General features: G+C 71.2%; 18 protein-coding genes and 4 pseudogenes. 8 read left to right on the top strand and 14 right to left on the bottom strand.

The annotated features are described in order from the left end of the window. Positions 1-252 precede the first annotated feature (252 nt). The 9 genes and pseudogenes from ACSP97_RS05190 to xylB form a co-directional block, all read right to left on the bottom strand. Positions 253-704, bottom strand: a pseudogene (locus ACSP97_RS05190) (transposase); the annotation flags it as partial. A 57-nt stretch (positions 705-761) separates the two neighbouring features. Further along, positions 762-1,532, bottom strand: a complete 771-nt coding sequence (locus tag ACSP97_RS05185; protein WP_440556491.1) for a transposase — start codon at positions 1,530-1,532, stop codon at positions 762-764. Between the two features lie 105 nt (positions 1,533-1,637). After that, positions 1,638-3,161: an aldehyde dehydrogenase gene (gene adh, locus ACSP97_RS05180; RefSeq protein ID WP_355154983.1), complete on the bottom strand. Its 1,524-nt coding sequence runs from the start codon at positions 3,159-3,161 to the stop codon at positions 1,638-1,640. A gap of 56 nt (positions 3,162-3,217) precedes the next feature. Next, positions 3,218-4,525 carry a GAF domain-containing protein gene (locus ACSP97_RS05175; RefSeq protein WP_355154985.1) on the bottom strand — a complete coding sequence of 436 codons (1,308 nt, stop codon included), beginning with the start codon at positions 4,523-4,525 and terminating at the stop codon, positions 3,218-3,220. A gap of 102 nt (positions 4,526-4,627) precedes the next feature. Further along, positions 4,628-5,227 (bottom strand): N-acetylmuramoyl-L-alanine amidase, encoded by a 600-nt coding sequence (locus ACSP97_RS05170; protein WP_358272543.1) that lies wholly within the window; start codon positions 5,225-5,227, stop codon positions 4,628-4,630. Positions 5,228-5,374: 147 nt separating this feature from the next. Beyond that, a complete protein-coding gene (locus tag ACSP97_RS05165; protein ID WP_358674253.1) occupies positions 5,375-6,388 on the bottom strand; it encodes an acetamidase/formamidase family protein in 1,014 nt (337 codons plus the stop codon). Positions 6,389-6,500: 112 nt separating this feature from the next. Continuing rightward, positions 6,501-7,985, bottom strand: coding sequence for an APC family permease (locus ACSP97_RS05160; RefSeq protein WP_440556488.1), 1,485 nt, complete (start codon positions 7,983-7,985; stop codon positions 6,501-6,503). 279 nt (positions 7,986-8,264) lie between these two features. Beyond that, the gene (locus tag ACSP97_RS05155) at positions 8,265-9,473 is read right to left on the bottom strand and encodes an ROK family transcriptional regulator (RefSeq protein WP_355330004.1); all 1,209 of its coding nucleotides are present in this window, start codon (positions 9,471-9,473) and stop codon (positions 8,265-8,267) included. A 34-nt stretch (positions 9,474-9,507) separates the two neighbouring features. Continuing rightward, the gene (gene xylB / locus ACSP97_RS05150; protein ID WP_355330007.1) at positions 9,508-10,953 is read right to left on the bottom strand and encodes a xylulokinase; all 1,446 of its coding nucleotides are present in this window, start codon (positions 10,951-10,953) and stop codon (positions 9,508-9,510) included. Positions 10,954-11,151: 198 nt separating this feature from the next. On the opposite strand from xylB, the gene xylA reads away from it, so the two are divergent. Next, complete coding sequence (gene xylA / locus ACSP97_RS05145; RefSeq protein ID WP_440556486.1) at positions 11,152-12,318, top strand: xylose isomerase; 1,167 nt, start codon at positions 11,152-11,154, stop codon at positions 12,316-12,318. A gap of 197 nt (positions 12,319-12,515) precedes the next feature. Next, positions 12,516-12,719: pseudogene (locus ACSP97_RS05140) on the top strand (IS481 family transposase); the annotation flags it as partial. On the opposite strand, the pseudogene ACSP97_RS05135 reads toward ACSP97_RS05140, so the two are convergent. After that, positions 12,699-13,049 (bottom strand): annotated as a pseudogene (locus ACSP97_RS05135) (IS5 family transposase); the annotation flags it as partial. The pseudogenes ACSP97_RS05140 and ACSP97_RS05135 overlap by 21 nt on opposite strands. A gap of 78 nt (positions 13,050-13,127) precedes the next feature. Here ACSP97_RS05135 and ACSP97_RS05130 point away from each other — a divergent pair. From ACSP97_RS05130 to ACSP97_RS05120, 3 genes and pseudogenes are all read left to right on the top strand, one after another. Further along, a complete protein-coding gene (locus ACSP97_RS05130; RefSeq protein ID WP_355330009.1) occupies positions 13,128-13,697 on the top strand; it encodes a hypothetical protein in 570 nt (189 codons plus the stop codon). Between the two features lie 170 nt (positions 13,698-13,867). After that, a pseudogene (locus tag ACSP97_RS05125) lies at positions 13,868-13,987 on the top strand (IS5/IS1182 family transposase); the annotation flags it as partial. A 176-nt stretch (positions 13,988-14,163) separates the two neighbouring features. After that, positions 14,164-14,346, top strand: coding sequence for a hypothetical protein (locus ACSP97_RS05120; RefSeq protein ID WP_070026425.1), 183 nt, complete (start codon positions 14,164-14,166; stop codon positions 14,344-14,346). A gap of 34 nt (positions 14,347-14,380) precedes the next feature. On the opposite strand, the gene ACSP97_RS05115 is transcribed toward ACSP97_RS05120, so the two are convergent. Further along, entirely contained in the window at positions 14,381-15,241 is an 861-nt protein-coding gene (locus ACSP97_RS05115) for a hypothetical protein (RefSeq protein ID WP_355154697.1), read from the bottom strand. 289 nt (positions 15,242-15,530) lie between these two features. Here ACSP97_RS05115 and ACSP97_RS05110 point away from each other — a divergent pair, with 289 nt between their 5' ends. Next, entirely contained in the window at positions 15,531-16,436 is a 906-nt protein-coding gene (locus ACSP97_RS05110) for an oxygenase MpaB family protein (RefSeq protein WP_358674244.1), read from the top strand. On the opposite strand, the gene ACSP97_RS05105 is transcribed toward ACSP97_RS05110, so the two are convergent. Then, positions 16,413-16,946 carry a PadR family transcriptional regulator gene (locus tag ACSP97_RS05105; RefSeq protein WP_355154700.1) on the bottom strand — a complete coding sequence of 178 codons (534 nt, stop codon included), beginning with the start codon at positions 16,944-16,946 and terminating at the stop codon, positions 16,413-16,415. The two genes, ACSP97_RS05110 and ACSP97_RS05105, sit on opposite strands and share 24 nt — an antisense overlap. A gap of 116 nt (positions 16,947-17,062) precedes the next feature. Here ACSP97_RS05105 and ACSP97_RS05100 point away from each other — a divergent pair, with 116 nt between their 5' ends. Then, positions 17,063-17,818, top strand: a complete 756-nt coding sequence (locus ACSP97_RS05100; protein WP_440558553.1) for an alpha/beta fold hydrolase — start codon at positions 17,063-17,065, stop codon at positions 17,816-17,818. Positions 17,819-17,822: 4 nt separating this feature from the next. Here the strand turns inward: ACSP97_RS05100 and ACSP97_RS05095 are convergent, their stop codons facing one another. Both ACSP97_RS05095 and ACSP97_RS05090 read right to left on the bottom strand, forming a co-directional pair. After that, positions 17,823-18,422, bottom strand: a complete 600-nt coding sequence (locus ACSP97_RS05095; protein WP_355154704.1) for a class I SAM-dependent methyltransferase — start codon at positions 18,420-18,422, stop codon at positions 17,823-17,825. A gap of 118 nt (positions 18,423-18,540) precedes the next feature. Then, positions 18,541-18,969: a PPOX class F420-dependent oxidoreductase gene (locus tag ACSP97_RS05090; RefSeq protein WP_355154706.1), complete on the bottom strand. Its 429-nt coding sequence runs from the start codon at positions 18,967-18,969 to the stop codon at positions 18,541-18,543. Between the two features lie 91 nt (positions 18,970-19,060). On the opposite strand from ACSP97_RS05090, the gene ACSP97_RS05085 reads away from it, so the two are divergent. Further along, positions 19,061-19,474 carry a roadblock/LC7 domain-containing protein gene (locus ACSP97_RS05085; protein ID WP_070026431.1) on the top strand — a complete coding sequence of 138 codons (414 nt, stop codon included), beginning with the start codon at positions 19,061-19,063 and terminating at the stop codon, positions 19,472-19,474. Positions 19,475-19,553 lie beyond the last annotated feature (79 nt).

Raw genomic sequence — 19,553 nt, 5'->3', positions numbered from 1 at the left:
CAGTGAGACGCCGAGGCCCCGTCGAGGTTTGGTGGGGCCTCCCCGTCGCTGGCCCAGGGTGCCGACGGCATCAAATGCGGGCATCGTCGAAGTCCGGTTCTCCGCTTTCGAGCACACGGAGCAAGGACGCCGTGACGACGCGCGAGCTTCGCCCCATGCGAAGCACGCGGCACGGAAACCGCCCCCTGCGGATCAGGTCGTACCCCTTCGCTCGCCCAAGCGCCCTTGCGGCGCCCTCCACGCTCCCAGGGAGAGCGATGCGAACGCGGCGAGACAGAAGGCCCGTTTGAGCTGCTTGTTACCGCGCCGTGAAGGGTGCTCGCCGCGGATGGAGGAGCCTGAGTTCCGGGTCACGGGTGCCAGGCCGGCGTAGGCGGCGAGGTGGCCGGCGGTGGCGAAGCCGCTGCCGTCACCGACGTCGATGAGGATGCGGGCTGCGGTCCTGACCCCGATGCCGTGCATCGAGATCAGGACCTGGGAAAGAGGGTGGGCCAGTGGGCCTCCAGAAGCTTTTCGATCTTTGCAGCGAGGAGTTTGCGCTGGTCAAGGACGGACGTGAGGGAACTGGCGAGGCTGGGGACGATCAGCGTGGCCACGTCGGTGCCCGGGACGACGACGGTCTGTTCGTCGAGCGCGGTGAAGATGTCCTCCGCCAGCCGCTCGGCCATCCGCGGGGCCGCCTTCGGTCGTAGCTGGCTGGCTAAAGGGTGTTGCACAAGGCCGTGATCAAGCAACCTGAGGCGGGCTGTTGGTCTGGGCGATCATGCGGCGAGGGCGAGGTTGTGCATGCGGGCCACCGCCTGGACTGCGTGATGGAGGCCGTCGCCGTGCTGCCGGCAGTCGCGGAGGATCTTGTAGTTCTTCATCCGGGAGAAGACGTGCTCGACGCGTGCGCGGACCTTGCGGTGGGCGGCGTTGTCCTCTTCCTCGCCTTTCAGTAGTGCTCGTCCGGGGCGTTTGCGATGCGGGGCGACCAGACCCGTGCTGATATAGGCGCCGTCGCCGAGCACAGTCACGCCGCGGCAGTGCTCGGCCAGAGCCGAGTCCCGCCATGCCCTGGCATTGGCGGTGTTGCCGGGCACTGGCCGGGCTGCTGCCACCACGAGGCGGGTCTCGGCATCCACGATGACCTGCACGTTCGCCGAGAACCGGTAGTTACGGGAGGAGGCGCCCACGCCACGGTCGCGCACCGGGATGAGCGTGCCGTCCACGATCCACATCCGCTCTGGGGCGTCAGAGGGGCGGGAGACGGGCTCCAGGGCGAGCAACGGTCCCAGCCGCTGGATCACACGGCACACCGCGGAGGACGAGACGCCGAACAGCGGGCCCAGCTGCCGCATGGTCAGGTTCGTTCGGTAATACACCGCGACCATCAAGACCCGCTCGCCCAGCGGCAACGACCACGGCCGGCCCCGCAAAGTGCCGTTGCCGCCCCGCTCCCGCACCACCTTCAACAGACCCGAAAACTGCGTCATCCGCAGCCCCGTGAACGTCTCCACCCACACTCGTTCAGCACGTAACACCGCGGCCATACCTAAGAGATGCCCAGCTCACGGCCTTGTGCAACGCCCTTTAGGTGTGCGCCGAGAAGGGCGCCTGCCAGACATCTCCCCTGGTCAGGCGCCCTTCGCCGGCGTCTAGAAGAAGCCCAGCTTCTTCGGCGAGTACGACACCAGAAGGTTCTTCGTCTGCTGGTAGTGCTCCAGCATCATCTTGTGGGTCTCACGGCCGATGCCGGACTGCTTGTACCCGCCGAACGCGGCGTGCGCCGGGTACGCGTGGTAGCAGTTGGTCCACACACGGCCCGCCTGGATCGCGCGGCCCGCGCGGTAGGCGGTGTTGATGTCGCGGGTCCACACGCCGGCGCCGAGGCCGTACAGCGTGTCGTTGGCGATCTTGATGGCGTCGTCGAAGTCGTCGAAGGAGGCCACCGAGACGACCGGGCCGAAGATCTCCTCCTGGAAGATCCGCATCCGGTTGTCGCCCTCGAAGATGGTCGGCTGGACGTAGTAGCCGCCCTTCAGCTCACCGTCGTACTCGATCCGTTCACCACCGGTGAGGACCTTCGCGCCCTCCTGCCGGCCGATGTCCAGATAGGAGAGGATCTTCTCCAGCTGGTCGTTGGAGGCCTGGGCGCCGATCATCGTGTCCGTGTCGAGAGGGTGCCCGTGCTTGATCTGCCGGGTGCGCTCGACCGCGGCCTCCAGGAACTCCGCGTAGTTGCCGCGCTGGACGAGCGCCCGGGACGGGCAGGTGCACACCTCGCCCTGGTTGAGCGCGAACATGGTGAAGCCTTCCAGCGCCTTGTCGCGGAAGTCGTCGTCGTGCGCCCACACGTCGTCGAAGAAGATGTTCGGCGACTTGCCGCCGAGTTCGAGCGTGACCGGCTTGATGTTCTCGGAGGCGTACTGCATGATCAGCCGCCCGGTCGTGGTCTCCCCGGTGAACGCCACCTTCGCCACCCGCGGGCTCGACGCCAGCGGCTTGCCCGCCTCGACGCCGAAGCCGTTGACGATGTTCAGCACGCCAGGCGGCAGCAGATCGGCGATCAGGCTCACCCAGTAGTGGATGGAGGCCGGGGTCTGCTCGGCGGGCTTGAGCACCACCGCGTTGCCCGCGGCAAGCGCCGGCGCCAGCTTCCACGTGGCCATCAGGATCGGGAAGTTCCACGGAATGATCTGCGCGACCACCCCGAGCGGCTCGTGGAAGTGGTACGCCACCGTGTCGTCGTCGATCTCGCCCAGCGATCCCTCCTGCGCCCGGATCGCCCCGGCGAAGTACCGGAAGTGGTCGATCGCCAGCGGGATGTCTGCCGCCAGCGTCTCTCGCACCGGCTTGCCGTTCTCCCAGCTCTCCGCCACCGCCAGGGCTTCGAGGTTGGCCTCCATCCGGTCGGCGATCTTGCGCAGGATGTCGGAGCGCTCCGTCACCGACGTACGGCCCCACCCGGGGGCGGCGGCGTGCGCCGCGTCCAGTGCCCGCTCCACGTCCTCCGCGGTGCCGCGCGCGACCTCGGTGAACGGCAGCCCGTTGACCGGCGACGGGTTCTCGAAGTACTGCCCGCGCACCGGCGGCACGTACTCCCCGCCGATGAAGTGGTCGTAACGCGCCTGGTAGGAGACGATCGCGCCCTCGGTGCCCGGCGCCGCGTAACGAGTCATCCTGAAGTGCCTCCCGGTGCAGCGCTGCCCGCCCTTGGGCAGCTCTCGGCGCGAGGCTAGGCGGGCGGACGTTGCGAGTACGTTGCGCCGCAGCTTCGCGGCCGTGTCCGGACGACGGGCGCCGCCAACTCGGTCTCCAGCGCCGCCAGCCGCTCCCGCACCGAAGCCGACGGACGCAACGCGGCGAGCGCCCGCCACACCTCTATGTCGTCCTCGCCCCACCGTGCGTGCGCCCAGTCCGCCAGCAGGTCGGGATCGCGGTGCGCGATCAGAGCCGCCCGCAGCTCCCGCTCCAGACGCTCCCGCAGCCGTACGATCGCCGGCGCCTGCGAACCGGGCAGCAGCGGTCCGGCGTACATCTCCATCGCCGCGGTCAGCGCTCCCGAGCCCAGCCGCCGCTCCACCACGGTCGCGTCCGCGTCGACCGCCGCAGTCAGCCGGTACGGTCGCGAGGCCAGCAGCTCAGGCCCCAACAGCCGTCGCAGGCGAGCCAGTTCGGCCCGCAGAGTCACCGGCGTCACCGACTCGTCCGCGTACAGCGCGCAGAGCAGCTCGTCACCCGTCAGCCCCTCGGGGTGCCGGGACAGCAGCAGCACGATCTCGCTGTGCCGACGGCTCAGCCTGATCCGCCGACCGTCGAGGGTGAGTTCGGCCTCGTCCCGGCCCAGCGCGCCCAGCGTCGGCGTGTCCGCGGCGGGCCGCACCGGGGCGAGCAGCGCCAACTGGGCCTCCGCGGCCCGTGCCACCGCCTGTACGAAGCCCAGGCTGTGCGGATGCGCCAGCCGGTCCCCGCCGGTGACGTCCACCGCGCCCAGGACCCGCCCGGTGCGCGGATCGTGCACCGGAGCGGCAACACACGTCCAGGTCTGCACCCGCCGTGTGAAGTGCTCCGCCGCGAACACCTGCACCGGCCGGCCCAGGGCGACGGCCGTTCCCGGCGCGTTGGTCCCCACCGCGGTCTCCGACCAGCGCGCCCCGGGCACGAAGTTCATCCCGTCCGCCCGCCGCCGGGCCGCCGGGTGTCCCTCGACCCACAGCAGCCTGCCCTGCGCGTCGCACACCGCGAGCAGCTGCTCGTCGTCCGCGGCGAACGTGCCCATCAGCTCCCGGAACAGCGGCATCACCTGGGCCAGCGGATGCTCCGCCCGGTAGGCACCCAGATCACCGTCGGACAGCTCCACACTCGCGGTGCCGTCCGGTACCACGCCGGCCCGCGCGCTGCGCCGCCACGACTCCGCGACCACCGACCGCACCGGGCGCGGCACCGCCCCGACCGTGGTGAACGTCTCGTGCGCCCGGCGCAGCACCCGGACGCGCTCGGCGGGATCGGCGCCTGGCTCCAGGGCAACCCACGGATCGGTCAACTCGGCCTCCCCGGACGGTGATACTTCGATGATCCGGCCGGGTCCATCGTCACGTGCCGTGTCCGCTCAGACAACCGGTGTGACGTCGGTCGGGGAAACCTGTCAGGCGAAGTTGACCAGTCTGATGTAGCGCACCCAGTCCCAGTTGGGACCGGGATCGGTGTGGTCGGTGCCGGGTACCTCGTAGTGGCCGAGGATGTGGTCCCTGTTCTTGGGGATGCCGTACTTGTCGCAGATCGCCGCCGTCAGCTTCGCCGACTGCTCGTAGAGGGCGTTGGTGAAATAGGAGGGCTGGTCCACCCATCCCTCGTGCTCGATGCCGATGCTGCGGGTGTTGTAGTCCCAGTTGCCGGCGTGCCAGGCGATGTCGCTCTCGTGGACGCACTGCGCGATGTGCCCGTCCGCGGACCGGACCAGATAGTGGGCGGACACCTGCTTCTGCGGGTTCTGGAAGATGGACAGGGTGTTGGCGTACGTCTCCTGGGTGATGTGGATGATGACGCGGTCGATGGTGTAGCTGCCGGGCCGGCTGGAGGCCGTGTAGTTGGAGGTGCTGGCGGGCTGCCACTCGGCGGCCGGGTAGTCGACGGAACCGGTCTGCGCTCCGGCGTTCGGCTCGGGCAGCAGCGCGTACGGAACGGCGGCGAGCGCCGCGCCCTTCAGGAGCCACCGTCTGCTCAGACGCGGTCTTTCCCGGTCCATGTCCATCGTCGATGCCTTTCTGGAAGGGGAGTCGGTGGGGTTGGCGAGGTGACGGAAGTACGGGAGGGCGCCTTCCTTGTGTTCGTGTTCGTGTGTGCGGGGATGTGGGCGGGTGTGACCGGTGTGTGTCGGCGGCCGGGCGGGGCGTCAGCCGCGCAGGGACCGTGCGGTCTCCCGTAGCCGTGCGTGCATACCGCGGTAGGTGTCCCGTGCGGGCAGCCACTCCTTGCGGAGCTTGGCCACGCACGTGTAGTTGGTGTCGCACACGTTCGCCAGCGGAGACTCGACCGTCTGCGTGGCGAACTGGTACGCGTCCAGCTCGCTGAACCCGTAGTCGCGCACCAGCCACTGCACCAGGTCCAGCTGCGATATCCGGAACGCGTCCTCCAGCGGGCGCGCCGATCCGGTCGAGACGATGTGCGTGTCCGACTCCAGCCGGGGCCACGGGGTCGTGACGTCCTTGAGGAGGTCCACGATCACCACGGTGTTCATGGCGCACTCCACCGCCACACCGCAGGTTTCGCCCTCGCCCTGCCGTGCGTGCCCGTCACCGAGGCTGAGCAGCGCGCCCTCCACGTTGACACCGAGGTAGCAGGTGACCCCGGCACGCATCTCGGGGGTGTCCATGTTGCCGCCGTGCGCGTCCGGGACCAGCGCCGAGCGGACCTCCAGGTTGGCTGGGGCCACGCCCACCGTGCCGTGCATGGGCTCCAGCGGCAGTTCCACCTCGAAGTCGCTGTCGCGGGCGCGGAACAGGGCGGTGCGCCGGGTGCGGTCCAGCTGCCAGATCCAGACCCGCTCCGGCAGCGGCGGCTGGAGCGAGGCGGTGGTGTGGGTGGAGGTGAGCGCCCCGAAGAGGGGGACGGTGGTCGAGGCCGCCCAGTCGCGCGCCGGCTCCACCGAAACGAAGTGCACGGCCACCGTGTCGCCGGGCTCGGCGCCCTCGATGTAAAAGGGACCCGTCTGGGGATTGAGGAAGGGGAACTCGCAGACCTCGGAAACGAGGTCCTTCTCCGAGCGGACCCGGCCGGCGAAGCAGTCCTCCGTGAACAGGTCGAGCACCGTACCGGGCGCGATGCGTGCCACGGGTTCCGCACCGCCGAACGTCCAGGCGTACTCGTCCGGTCGCGGGCGCACGGTGAGGATCCGGGGGTCGGTCATCGTGACGTGGGTCCCTTCTGATGGGGTGGTCGTGCGCAGGGGAGAGAGAGGGAACGGGGCGGGGCGTGGGGTGTGGTCGCCCGGCGCCCGATCGGCCCGGTGCGGGCGCCGGTCAGCCGGGCACGGTGCCGTCCTGGCGGGGGATCGCCGGAGCGGGCTCCTCCAGGTGGACCCGCGCGGTCTCGGCTATGCGCTCGGGGTGGCGCCGGAGCAGGACCAGCAGCACCACCACACCGAGCACCAGCCAGACGCCGACCACGGGGCCGGCATAGGACACCGGGGCCCTCAGCTTGGTCACGAAGGTGAACACCGGAAGGCCGGCAGCCGTCAGCAGCGCGGGAACGAAGGCGGCGATGCCCAGTACCGGGAACAGCAGATGCCGCACCGGCTTGAGGGCGCCGCTGCCGGTCCGTATGAAGTGGCCCGCGCAGGCGAGGTTCACCACGATGTAGACGCCGATGACGACCGTCACGATCACGGTGGCGAGGAGCAGGAACGCCGTCTCGGGGCCGTAGCCGAGACCCAGCCCCAGCACGGCGGCGACGGCCACGACGGTTTGCACCGCGATGCCCGCCACGGGGGAGCGGTGCCGGGGATGGAGCGTGGCGAGCAGATGGGGCAGGACACGGACGCGGGCCAGGGCGAAGGCCGTACGGGTCGACACGTTGGCGCACGCGTTGGCGTTGGCGATCGTGGAGTTGACCACCGCGAGGAACAGCAGCACCCAGAACAGGCCGAACGAGGCCCGGGCGACCCCCTCCCAGGAAGCCCTGTCAGAGGCTCCGAATCCGGCGAACCGGTCCGGCCCGAAGTAGACGGTCATCGCATAGGTCGTGAGGACGTAGAACAGGCCGATGCCCAGGGCGGCGCCCAGCACCGCGCGGTGCATCGTCCGCCGGGGCTCGCGCGTCTCCTCGGCGAGCGGCGCCGCCGCCTCGAATCCGGCGAACGCCAGCACGGTGTACACGGACCCCGCGAAGACGCCGCCGACACCGCTGTATCCGTCGGCGGTGTGCGAAGTGCCGAAGACCGAGAGGGTGTTGGCGCTGCCCGCCCTGTCGATCAGCAGCACCGCGAAGACCAGGAAGACAAGGACCTCGAAGGCACCGAGGACGGTGCCGAAACGGGCCGAGGCCCGGACCCCGAAGTACCCTGCGACGGCGATCACGGCGGCGCCCACCAAGGGGTAGGGCCACCACAGATCCGCCGGGTACGAGGGCCACTCGTCATGCAGGGTGCCCGCCACCGTGAAGCCCAGTTGCAGGAGCAGCAGGGGAGGAACCAGCATCTCCACGAAGACGTAGCCCCAGCCGACGAGGAAGCCGACGGCCGGATGCAGTCCACGCGCCGCGTAGGTGGCGACCGAGCCCGCCGCGGGCAGCTCCCGCGCCAGCTCCGCGACGCAGGAGGCGGTGAACAGGCAGGCCGCCAGGGCGATGAGCACCGCCAGTGGCAGGCTGCCGCCCGCGAAGGCGGCGCCGGCCGGGATCGACGCGGCCACCGCGGCGGCCGGCGCCATCGCCGTGATGCTCTGGAACAGGACTTCGCGCAACCCGATGGCGTCTTGCCGCAAAGTCCCGCTGGTCTGCCCGCGCATGTGTCCCCCGGTTTCCGTCCGTCCGCTGCCGCCCGATCTGTGTGAATGCTGCGAAGTCACGAGGGCCGAGCGGGACCTGACAGGCTGGCAGCGGGCACCTCGCGTGATTCACGGTACGGCGCGGCCGGGTCCGGCAGAAGGGTGCGCCACGGTTCCGTGGACAAGCCGAAGCGTGTGGACAACTCGGCCACCCGTTCGGGTGAGTGCCGTGCGCCGACGGGGGCGTGGACGGCACCGGAGACGCTGTCAGAGCGTCCCCGGGGCAGGGGAAAGCGGGTGTCAGGAACGCTGCGCCACGGCGGCCGGATCGTCCAGCACGGCCCGGACGACGGAGTGCGCCGCGCCCATCAGGGGGCCCTCGGGGCCGAGCGGCGACACCGCAAGAGGACAGGCCGGGCCCGCCGAACGACCCGCCAGTTCCGCCTCCAGCGAGGGCAGCAGCCAGGGCGAGAGGCCCGCCAGGGCACCGCCCAGGACCACCGTCTCCGGGTCGAGCAGGTTCACCGCCCCGGTCAGGGCGATGCCGAGCGCCGTGCCGGCGTCCCGCAGGGCCGCGCGCACCCCTTCCTCGCCCTGCTCCGCGCGCTCCGCGAGCAGGCCGACGAGATCCTGGCGCGGTTCGAGTCCCGCCGCGCGCAGCACCGCCTCCTGGCCCGCGTACTGCTCGAGACAGCCACGCCCGCCACACGCACACGGGGGCCCGTCCGGCCGTACCGGCACATGACCCAGCTCGCCTGCGAAACCCCGTGTGCCACGCAGCAGTTGCCCGTCCACCACGACTGCGGCACCGATACCGATCTCCGCCGACACGTGCAGGAACTCGCGGGGGGTGCCGGCGCCGAGCCACAGCTCGGCCAGCGCGCCGAAGTTGGCCTCGTTGTCCACGATGAGCGGCCAGTCGCCGCCCAGCAGGGCGCCGAGGTCCGTGTCGCGCCAGTCGAGATTGGGGGCGCGGACGACCGTCCGTCCGTCACGCGCCACCAGTCCCGGTACGGCGACCGCGAGTCCCGCGGGCCACAGTTCCTCACGCCCGGCCTCGGCGACGACCTGGCGGACCAGTGACATCAGCTCCGCGGTCACGGCCTCGGGTGCCCGGCCGCGGTTGGCACCCCGGTGCACGGCCCGCGCGCGGACCGTGCCGCGCAGATCGACCGCGCACACCGCCAGGTGGTCGACCCCGATCTCCGCGCCGATCCCGGCCGGACCGCGGCCGCTCACCGCCAGCGCCGACCCGGGCCTGCCCACCCGGCCCGGCCGCTCGGGGCCGAGTTCCTCCAGCAGCCCGGTGCGGATCAGCTCGTCCACCAGGGTCGACACGGCGGCCCGCGTCAGACCGATGCGCGAGGCCACCGCGGCCCGCGACAGCGAGCCTTCGGCGCTGACCGCGTGCATCACCCGTGCGAGGTTGCGCCGGCGCATGCCCTGCTGGGTGTCCGGCAGGGCTGGGCCGATCCCCTGCGGGAGGGACTGGTTCAGCGGTGCGGTCATGCCGGCGTCATTCCTCGGTTCATGGGGGCAGGGCTCAGCGGTCCTCCGTCGCCCGTTCCAGCAGCGGAGCCGCGTCGGAGAGTACCCCGCTGATCCGGGCCAGCGTCTCCTCGTCCTGGGGCACGGCCTCCAGGACCGGCCCCGCGGTCGTGTTCCAGCGGCGCGCCACGGCCGCCGGATCCTCGCCGGTCAGCAGCCCGGCTGCCTGGGCGGCCGCGCCCAGGGCGACCAGCTCCCTCGCCTCCGGGATCCGCACGGGCCGCCCCGACAGCCGGCGCACGGTCTGCTGCCAGGCCCGGCCCCGCGCCCCGCCGCCGATCAGCAGCAGCGGGCTGTCACGGTCCGCGTCCTCGTCGAGGACCAGGTCGAGGGCGCCGAGCAGTGCGTGCACGGCGCCGTCGTACGCAGCCTGGAGCAACTGGCCCGGGGTCGTGTCGTGGCGCAGTCCGTGCAGCAGCCCGGAGGCGTTCGGCAGGTTCGGGGTCCGCTCGCCGTCCAGGTACGGCAGGAGCGTGACGGAGCCGCCGGGTGCGACGGCCTCGCGGTCCAGACCGAGCAGGGTCGCGACGCGGTCGACGGCGAGCGTGCAGTTCAGGGTGCAGGCCAGCGGCAGCCAGTCCCCGTGCGCATCGGCGAAACCCGCCACCGTGCCGGTCGGATCGGCCGGGCGGTGCCGGGAGACGGCGTACACCGTGCCGGACGTCCCCAGGCTCAGCACCGGGGTGCCCGGCCGCAGCCCGAGCCCCAGGGCCGCCGCCGCGTTGTCGCCGGTTCCGGCCGCCACCAGAGTGCCTCTGGAGAACGGCAGGTCGTGGCCGTCGCGTACGGTCCCGGCCACCTCGCCCGGCCGCACCACCCGGGGCAGCAGCGCCGGGTCGAGCCCGATGTGCGCCAGGGTCTCCTCGTCGTACCGCTCCGTGCCGGACGCCCACCAGCCGGTGCCGGAGGCGTCACCGCGGTCGGTGACGGCCTGCCCGGTCAGACGCTCGGTGAGGTAGTCGTGGGGGAGCCGTACGGCCTTGGTCGCGCGGACCGCCTCCGGCTCGTGCTCGGCCAGCCAGGCCCACTTCGTCGCCGTGAACGACGCGCCGGGCACACTGCCCGTGCGCTCCGCCCAGGCCTTCGGGCCGCCCAGTTCCGCCACCAGCCGACGGGCCTGCGGCGCCGAGCGGACGTCGTTCCACAGCAGGGCCGGGCGCACCGGATCGCCGTGCTCGTCCAGGGTGACCAGACCGTGCTGCTGGCCGCCGACCGACACCGCGGCGGCCTCGTGCGCCGCTTCACCGCACTGGCGCAACGCCTCGCACAGGGCGTCCCACCACTGGCGCGGATCACTCTCCCGGCCCGCGCCGGAGGAGACGGTGTGCGGGGCCTGGCCGCTCGCCACCACGCGCCCGGTGGACACGTCGACGACCAGGGCCTTCGTGGACTGGGTGGACGTGTCCACACCGACGACGAGCGGACCCTCGGCTGCTGACATGGCGCTCTCCCTACCTCCGCGGCTCGCGGGATGTGCTGTGGCGCGCTCCCCGGGGCACCCCTTGGCTGGGCGCTTGCGGGAGACACCGGTCGAAGTCACCTTGTGGTCGAAGACACGTTGTCTCTTCCCAGGGGTGCGTCCGCATACTAATTTGTAAACGGCGATGACGAAATAGCCGCACGACCAAGGAGCCGCGCCATGAGCTACCAGCCCACCCCCGATGACAGGTTCACCTTCGGCCTGTGGACCGTCGGATGGCAGGGGAGGGACCCGTTCGGCGACGCCACCCGCCGAGCCCTCGACCCCGTCGAGACAGTGCACCGCCTGGCCGAGCTCGGCGCCCACGGTGTGACCTTCCACGACGACGACCTGATCCCCTTCGGGTCCTCCGACACCGAGCGCGAGTCGCACATCAAGCGCTTCCGCGAGGCCCTGGACGCCACCGGCATGAAGGTGCCCATGGCCACCACGAACCTCTTCACCCACCCCGTCTTCAAGGACGGCGGTTTCACCGCCAACGACCGCGACGTGCGCCGGTACGCGCTGCGGAAGACGATCCGCAACATCGACCTTGCCGCCGAACTGGGCGCCGAGGTCTATGTCGCCTGGGGCGGTCGCGAGGGCGCCGAGTCCGGCGCCGCCAAGGACGTGCGCGCGGCCCTGGACCGGATGAAGGAGGCGTTCGACATCCTGGGCGAGTACGTCACCGCCCAGGGGTACAACCTCCGGTTCGCCATCGAGCCCAAGCCGAACGAGCCGCGCGGTGACATCCTGCTGCCCACCGTCGGTCACGCCCTGGCCTTCATCGAGCGCCTGGAGCGGCCCGAGCTGTACGGCGTCAACCCGGAGGTCGGCCACGAGCAGATGGCGGGCCTGAACTTCCCGCACGGCATCGCGCAGGCCCTGTGGGCGGGCAAGCTCTTCCACATCGACCTCAACGGTCAGTCCGGCATCAAGTACGACCAGGACCTGCGGTTCGGCGCCGGCGACCTGCGGGCGGCGTTCTGGCTGGTCGACCTGCTGGAGAGCGCCGGTTACGAGGGCCCGCGGCACTTCGACTTCAAGCCGCCGCGGACCGAGGACCTCGACGGTGTGTGGGCGTCGGCCGCCGGCTGCATGCGCAACTACCTGATCCTCAAGGAGCGCTCGGCCGCCTTCCGCGCCGACCCGGAGGTGCAGGAGGCGCTGCGTGCCGCCCGCCTGGACCAGCTCGCCGAGCCGACCGCGGCCGACGGCCTGCAGGCGCTGCTCGCCGACCGCACCGCGTTCGAGGACTTCGACGTCGAGGCGGCCGCCGCCCGGGGCATGGCGTTCGAGCGGCTCGACCAGATGGCCATGGACCACCTGCTGGGCGCGCGCGGCTGACCCCCACGGGCCGGAGAGTGCGGCGCCCCCACAGGCGCCGCACTCTCCGGCCCTCCCTTCGCATCGGCGCCCTTGACCCAGGTCAGGGCGCCGACTCCGCGCGTGCTGCCCGGGCGGCCGACCCGGATCGGCGGACTCGGCCGGTGGCGCCGAGCGGCCCACTGGTGTGTTGTCCCGGGACGTTGTGACACGCGTTCGTCCGCCACGGCCTGCCTGCTCTGGCCACGCTGGATCGGGCCACCGGGGAGCCGATCCGCCGGGGCGGCACCGGATACGCCTACCTGCACGCCGCCCTGGACGACCGCTCCCGCCTCGCCTACACCGAAGACCTGCCCGACGAGACAGCTGCGACCTGCGCGGCCCTCCTGCGACGAGTAACTGCCTGGTTTGCGAGCGCCGGCCGCGTGCTGATGTGCCAGGACGATCGTGGAGTCCACAGAGACGTCCCAGTCGATCTCACCGGCCGCGTCCGCCTCAGCCTGGATCTGCTGGAGCAGGCGCTCCCAGGTTCCGTCCGCGGACCACAGCCGGTGGCGCTCGTAGAACGTCTTCCACGGGCCGAACCGCTCGGGCAGGTCGCGCCAGTGCACGCCGGTCCGCACTCGATGAAGGATCCCGTCGATCACCTGCCGGTGGTCTCGCCACCGGCCACAACGCCTGTTGCTGACCGGCAGGAACGGCCGCAGGCATCTGTCAGGCCACCCCGCCCCATGCCCGAACCAACGAGCCACATCACCCGTTCGATCCGGTCTTCACCCCAAAGAAGCATCACCTCATCAGTCCTCCGGTCGTTTCAGATACTGCTGCGTATGCCGCGGCATCTGACGGACAGAGAGGACACCATGAGGGTCAAGCGTTTTACTCGCGCCATCGCCGCGACCGTCGCCCTGGCCGCCTTCGGTCTGGTTGCCCCCGCCGCCGCGTCGGCCGATGACGGGGACACCGCCGTGGTCGGCAGTCACTGCACCCCCTGGGAGGGGGTCTACGGCCACGGCGGCACCACGTACACCGATCTCCGCACCTGCGTCGATGTCCTCGACCGCCAGGGCGACTACCACTTCACCATCGAAACCAACAGGACCACCTACCGGTATGGAGGAATCTGGTACTCCGCCAGCGACGTCTACCCGGCCGGCGCGACTGCAACGGTCCGCATCGAGCCGACCCCAGGGCAGGAGGGTCCCTCAGAGGGACGCTTCAAAGCCTGGACGCTGGTGTCCCGCAGCTACCACACCAGCCTGGGCGCCATGAACGAAGCGATCACGTGCGGGACCTACCACCTTGACGTGAATTACGAGCAGACCGGCCCCTACTACGGGCACGACCGCGTGCTCACCGCCGAGCGTTCCTTCGACAACTTCGTCATCCCCTGCTCCTGAAACCGGGCAGCCGCCGACGCATCTGACCTCCGCGCCCGAAAGGGACCTGCGTGCCGGGCGTAGGCGCCCCCGGCTACCCCGGCTCGCCACGAGTGTCCGAGCGCAGGGCCGGCCGACTCGCCGGCCGGGCCCCGGCGACGTGCTGATGGGCACGGGCGATGGTGGACACCGTCGAACGGGCCATCGACAAGCTCAAGCACGCCCGAGCCGTCGCGACCCGCTACGACAAGCGCGGATACATCTACCTCGGCACCGTCACCGCAGCAGCACTCGTCATCTGGCTCCTGCCACCGACCCCACACCGGCATCGACGGCCAACCACCAGCCAGCCGCGTCACCAACCTGTCCGGACAGCACACCTAGGGGCACCTCTCAGGGATGTCTCAGGGGCGCGACCCGGAACCGCGGGGAGCGGCAGGCCGTTCTCACTGCAGAGACGGCAGCGGCCGGGAAGGAGGCGACGTTCATGTCCAAGAACGCGAAGATCGCCGCAGGGGGTGTGGCGGTCGGTCTGATCCTGCTGATATGGCTGCCCTGGTGGGTGGCGTTCCTGATCATCGTGGGCGTCCCGGCGGCCGCCTACCTGGCGCTGGACCCCTCCCAGCGCCGCAGGCTCCGCAGGGTCACACGCAAGGAACTCGGCCGCTGAGCCGGTCCTACAGGAAGCTGCCCGCCGTACCGGCTCACAAGGGCCGTACGGCCAGTTTGTCGAGCGCCTCCAGCAGTCCGGGCAACTCGGGGCCCCGGCCGACCGGCAACACCTCGCCCGGCTCGTCGTCGAGGAGGACGAAGGCGATGTCGTCGGTGCGGGCCACCATCGACCAGCCGGGACCGTCCGCGCGCAGGGTGCGGGCGTCCCCGGAGGCGAACGAGGAGCGCACGCGGCCCAGCGGCGGTGGCGAGTCGACGTAGGCGCGCGCCTCCGCGAGCACCCGCCGTACCCCTTGGTGGCCGCCCTTCGACGAGCCCGTCGCTCCCGCGCCGCTCTCCTCGGCCCGCGCCGAAGGCCCGGTGGTGGGGGCCCGGCCGGCCGGCGCGGCGAACTCGTCGTCGTTGATCTGCTGCCGCCACGCCGCCCACTGCGAGGCGATCTCGTCGGCGCCCAGACGCCGCTGAGCGGGGCCCCACACACTCGTGTCCGGCGGACTCAGCGGAGGGCGGTCGGCCGTCTCGGGCCCAGGATCGTGCGGCGCGGGGACACCGGGGGCCGCTACGGCGACCGCCAGCGGCCAGCCGGGCAGGGCGGTCACGATGGCGTGCTCGTCCGGCGACAGCTCGTACTCCAGGCCGCAGTCCCAGGACGCGATCGCCACGGCGACCAGTGAGACGTCGTCGATGACGACCGTCCAGCGGGCGCCGTCCCCGTCCTGCCCCAGTACGAGGCCGTACCCGTCGGCGCGGGGTGCGAGTCCCAGCGCGGCGCACGCCTCCGGATAGTCGTCGCCCAGCACGCTCGGAAACTGAGCCGGCGTCAGCAGTACCGCCGTCAGCACATACAGCGCATCGTCCGCGGCGGCGACGGTCCCATCGTCCGTCCCGGCCATGCCTGCCTCCCCAGTGGCTCGTCCAACCGCGCGCACCCTAAACCGGACGGAAGGGCCTTGTCACGACTCCTCACACCACCCGGACCTGCAGCTTTCCGCCTGGACGGGGGCGAAACGGCCACGGTCTCCACGGGACTTCCCCAGACCCCGCGCACCCGGGGGAGGCCCCGGGCGCGAAACCCGTCGAACACGCGCCCCGACCGCCCTCCGAAACGGGAAGCTCGACCAAGGCCCATCTCCTCCCGTGCCCCGTAGAGTTGGAGCCCGGCGGCAGAAGGAGGACGACGCGGTGAAACGCTTCGAGAGGCTGGAGCGGATCCGCCGGCTGGACCCGGTGGCGGACGCGCAGGAGATCTACCGGCTCAGCACCGCCTACGAATTCCCCTGGGACTACACCCGTGCCCTGGAACTGGCCCTCTACCGCACCTATGCCGTGCCGAGCATCGGCCGGCTCCTCGCGCAGACGGCCGAGCTGACCGAGCGCACCCAGAAGCGCTACGACGACACCGCCCTCCTCCTCGACACCGTCGTGGAGCACGGCTTCGCCGCCGAGCAGGGGCGGGCCGCGATCCGGCGCATCAACCAGATGCACCGCAGCTACGACATCAGCGACGACGACATGCGGTACGTGCTCAGCACCTTCGTCGTGGTGCCGCGGCGCTGGATCGACACCTACGGCTGGCGCCGGCTGTCGCGCCACGAGATCGTCGCCACGACGGAGTACTACCGGACCCTCGGCCGGCACATGGGCATCCCCGATCTCCCCAAGACGTACGAGGAGTTCGAGACCCTTCTCGACACCTACGAGGAGGCCAACTTCGGCTGGGACGAGGGGGCCCGGCGGGTCTCTGACGCCACCCTCCGCCTGATGTCGTCCTGGTATCCGCGCCCGCTGGCACCCCTGCTGCGCACCGGGGTGCTCGCCCTGCTGGACGAGCCGCTGCTGCGTGCGTTCCGCTATGAGAAGCCCGGTGCGGCCACCGTCGCGCTGGTGCGGCGTGCCGTCAGGGCGCGCGGCCGGGTGGTACGGCTGCTTCCGCCGCGCCGCGCCCCGCACTTCGCGCGTCAGAACTGGGAGATCAAGGGTTACCCGAACGGCTACCGCGTGGCCGATCTCGGTACTCGCCCGGTCCCAGGGCTGCGCGGCTGCCCGGTGCGGCACCTGGACACCTCAGCGGCCGACGTCGGCGAGTGACGCGAGGGTGTCGCGCAGCCAGGCGAGTTCGGCCCGGCTCGTGGCACGCGCGATGGTGAGGATGCCCTGCCGGAAGGGATCGTCCACCTCCTCGGCGCCGATCGGCCGATCACCGTCGTAGAAGAAGCTCGTCGGCTCCTCCAGGAAGGCGAGCCGCCGGCGCAGCACCGCGGCCTGGGCGACCGGGTCCTCCAGATGCCGCAGGAAGGCGAGCAGGACGAACCACTGGTTCTCGTCGGTGATCTCGCGCTGCGCGGGGTCGGCGAGCCGGCGCCGCAGCTCCCGCCGCCCCTCCTCGGTCGGGCGCAGCACATGGCGCGGCGCGGCCACGGCCCCCGGCTCGGTGGCCCGCACCAAAAGGCCCGCCTTCTCCAGCCGCTTGATCGCCGGATACAGGGTGCTCTCCGCGACGGGCCTGACATGGCCGGTGAGCGCCGCGATGTGCCGGCGCAGGACGTATCCGTGCAGCGGGGCCTCGTAGAGGAAGCCCAGGATGGCGAGTTCGAGCATGGCCGCATTCTTCCGTACGGCGACGGTGTACAACGATGCCTGGATACCCCATGGACGCTATACATCGGCCTCGATGTATAGTCCTGGCGGTGATCAGGACGGACGGGGAGGATGCGATGCGGCAGGCCGTGTTCGACGGTGAGGAAAGCCGGATCCGCTGGACGGAGGTACCCGGAGAGGAGCCCGCCCGGGTCTATCTCCACGGACTGGGATCGATGTCCACGGCCTATCACGCGCACATCGCCGCCCGCCCGGAACTCGCCGGCCGGCGCAGCCTCTTCATGGATCTGCCCGGCCATGGCCTCAGCGACAGGCCCCGGCACTTCAGCTACACCCTGGAGGAGCACGCCGATGCGGTCGCGGCGGCGCTGGACACGGCGGGGATCGCCGGCGCCGAGCTGATCGCGCACAGCATGGGCGGTGCCGTCGCGATCGTGCTCGCGCACCGACGGCCGGAACTCGTCTCCCGGCTGGTGCTCACCGAGGCCAACCTGGACGCCTTCCCGCCCCTGACGGCGGGCAGCAGCGCGATCGCCACCTACCAGGAGCAGGAATTCGTCGAGGAGGCGTTCTGGCGTGTGCTGGACGCCGTCGGCCCGGTGTGGGCGGCCACCATGCGGTTGGCGGACCCGCGCGCCCTGCATCGCAGCGCGGTCGGCTTGCGACGCGGCTGCGACCCCATGATGCGCACGATCCTGGAGGACCTGGACATCGACCGGGTCTATCTGCAAGGGGAGAAGAGCGGTGAACTCGCGGACCGTGCGGGGCTGGAAGCCGCCGGGGTGCGGGTGCTGACGGTGCCGGGCGCCGGGCACAACGTCATGTTCGACAACCCCGACGCCTTCGCCGCCGCCGTCGCCGGAACGATCTGACTCGTCAGTCCTCGCGTACGGCGAGGGCGAGGAAGCGGGCGTCCTCGTCGGTGTACGACGTCATGCGCCATCCCGAACCGGCGAGCAGCGGGCGGAGGTTGGGCTCCGCTCGCAGGTCGTCGGGCGTGAGTCGGCGGCCCTGGCGTGCCGCCAGCGCGGACCGGCCGATGGGGTGGAACAGGGCCAGCGTCCCACCGGGCCGCACCACCCGGGCGAGCTCCCGCAGGTTCTCCTCCGGGCGCGGCAGATGCGCGATGAGCCCCGCGGCGAACACCGCGTCCAGGGACCGTGAGCGCAACGGCAGGGCCGTCACATCCGCGAGCAGCAGCAGTCCCGCCCGGTCCCGGCCCGCCCGGGCGGCCTCCGTGAGCATCGCCGGAGTCAGATCGGCGCCGAGCACGATCCCGGTGGGGCCCACGGCGGCCCGCAGCGGGGGCAGCGCGCGCCCCGTTCCACAGCCCGCGTCCAGCACCCGGTCACCCGCCCGCAACCCAAGCTCGGCCACGGCGGCCGCGTACGCGGGTCCGTCGTCGGGGAATCTGCGGTCCCAGTCGGCGGCGCGGGCGGTGAAGAACTCCTGGACGTGCCTGTGATCGTCGCTCATGTCCCGCATGATGCCCCGCTCCGGCGCCGGTGCGCGGCCCGGGTCAGGTATCCGGCGGATCCACCGGGCAGGGCACCGGGGCCGGCGGGGGGTCCGGGCGGTGGCCGGTTGAGGCCGCTCAGGCCGCCAGGTCCCGCACCGCCACCGCCTCGTCGACGGTGACCCGGACCAGCAGCTCGCCCGGCACGCCGTTGCGGGCGCCGAACTCCTCGGCCCGGTCCTCACCCATGTACCGGGCGGCGACCTTCGCGGCCCAACGGCGCAGTTCCGCCGGGTCCTCGGACAGCCGGGCGCGACCGCTCAGCATGACGAAGTGGAACGGCGGCCGGTCGTCGTCCACACACAGGGCGATCCGCCCGTCACGGGCGAGATTGCGCCCTTTTACCGTGTCCCGGCCGGTCAGGAAGACCACTTCGTCCCCGTCCAGCAGAAACCACACCGGGGCCACATGAGGGCTCCCATCGGCGCGAACGGTGGACAGCTTGCCGGTGCGGGTGCCCTCCGAGACGAACGCCCGCCACTCCTCGTCGGTCATCTTCTGTGCCATGCGCCCATCCTGCTTGCCCGGACGCCGCACGTGGGGAAGGCTGGCTGATGGTTCCTCCAGCCAGGGGGAGACGTCACACGGGGAGACGGAAATGGCGCAGAACCAGGGACTCGGCTGGCTCCTGGACGATCTGACGGAGCGTGTGGACGACGTCCGGCACGCACTCGTCCTGTCGAACGACGGACTGGTCACCGGAGCGAGCACGGGCCTACGCCGCGAGGACGCGGAACACCTGGCGGCCGTGGCATCCGGACTGCACAGCCTCGCCAAGGGCTCCGGACGCCACTTCGGCGCCGGCGCGGTACGCCAGACGATGATCGAGTACGACGACGCCGTGCTGTTCGTGACCGCGGCCGGTGCCGGCAGCTGTCTGTGCGTGCTCAGCGGGGCGGCTGCCGACATCGGACAGATCGCCTACGAGATGACCCTGCTCGTCAACCGGGTCGGCGAACATCTCGGCGTCGATGCGAGAAAGCCCGAGCGAGCACCCAGCACAGACCTCTGACCTGCAAGTTCGCAAGGATCCATGGAGTTATCCACAGGCCCGCCACGAGAAAAGCGAATCCGGCTACGGTGTGTGCACG

This window comes from Streptomyces sp. SCPE 10 (assembly GCF_051980735.1).
Classification (GTDB): domain Bacteria; phylum Actinomycetota; class Actinomycetes; order Streptomycetales; family Streptomycetaceae; genus Streptomyces; species Streptomyces misionensis.
The sequence above is the reverse complement of the archived record's forward strand: the minus strand, read 5'-3'. Positions and strand labels throughout refer to the sequence as shown.

Bases quoted from the DNA above. Each gene is read 5' to 3' on its own strand.
- ACSP97_RS05185 (WP_440556491.1), bottom strand. From the start codon at position 1,532: ATGGCCGCGGTGTTACGTGCTGAACGAGTGTGGGTGGAGACGTTCACG.
- adh (WP_355154983.1), bottom strand. From the start codon at position 3,161: ATGACTCGTTACGCGGCGCCGGGCACCGAGGGCGCGATCGTCTCCTAC.
- ACSP97_RS05170 (WP_358272543.1), bottom strand. From the start codon at position 5,227: ATGGACCGGGAAAGACCGCGTCTGAGCAGACGGTGGCTCCTGAAGGGC.
- ACSP97_RS05165 (WP_358674253.1), bottom strand. From the start codon at position 6,388: ATGACCGACCCCCGGATCCTCACCGTGCGCCCGCGACCGGACGAGTAC.
- ACSP97_RS05160 (WP_440556488.1), bottom strand. From the start codon at position 7,985: ATGCGCGGGCAGACCAGCGGGACTTTGCGGCAAGACGCCATCGGGTTG.
- ACSP97_RS05155 (WP_355330004.1), bottom strand. From the start codon at position 9,473: ATGACCGCACCGCTGAACCAGTCCCTCCCGCAGGGGATCGGCCCAGCC.
- xylB (WP_355330007.1), bottom strand. From the start codon at position 10,953: ATGTCAGCAGCCGAGGGTCCGCTCGTCGTCGGTGTGGACACGTCCACC.
- xylA (WP_440556486.1), top strand. From the start codon at position 11,152: ATGAGCTACCAGCCCACCCCCGATGACAGGTTCACCTTCGGCCTGTGG.
- ACSP97_RS05130 (WP_355330009.1), top strand. From the start codon at position 13,128: ATGCCGCGGCATCTGACGGACAGAGAGGACACCATGAGGGTCAAGCGT.
- ACSP97_RS05120 (WP_070026425.1), top strand. From the start codon at position 14,164: ATGTCCAAGAACGCGAAGATCGCCGCAGGGGGTGTGGCGGTCGGTCTG.
- ACSP97_RS05115 (WP_355154697.1), bottom strand. From the start codon at position 15,241: ATGGCCGGGACGGACGATGGGACCGTCGCCGCCGCGGACGATGCGCTG.
- ACSP97_RS05105 (WP_355154700.1), bottom strand. From the start codon at position 16,946: ATGCTCGAACTCGCCATCCTGGGCTTCCTCTACGAGGCCCCGCTGCAC.
- ACSP97_RS05100 (WP_440558553.1), top strand. From the start codon at position 17,063: ATGCGGCAGGCCGTGTTCGACGGTGAGGAAAGCCGGATCCGCTGGACG.
- ACSP97_RS05095 (WP_355154704.1), bottom strand. From the start codon at position 18,422: ATGAGCGACGATCACAGGCACGTCCAGGAGTTCTTCACCGCCCGCGCC.
- ACSP97_RS05090 (WP_355154706.1), bottom strand. From the start codon at position 18,969: ATGGCACAGAAGATGACCGACGAGGAGTGGCGGGCGTTCGTCTCGGAG.
- ACSP97_RS05085 (WP_070026431.1), top strand. From the start codon at position 19,061: ATGGCGCAGAACCAGGGACTCGGCTGGCTCCTGGACGATCTGACGGAG.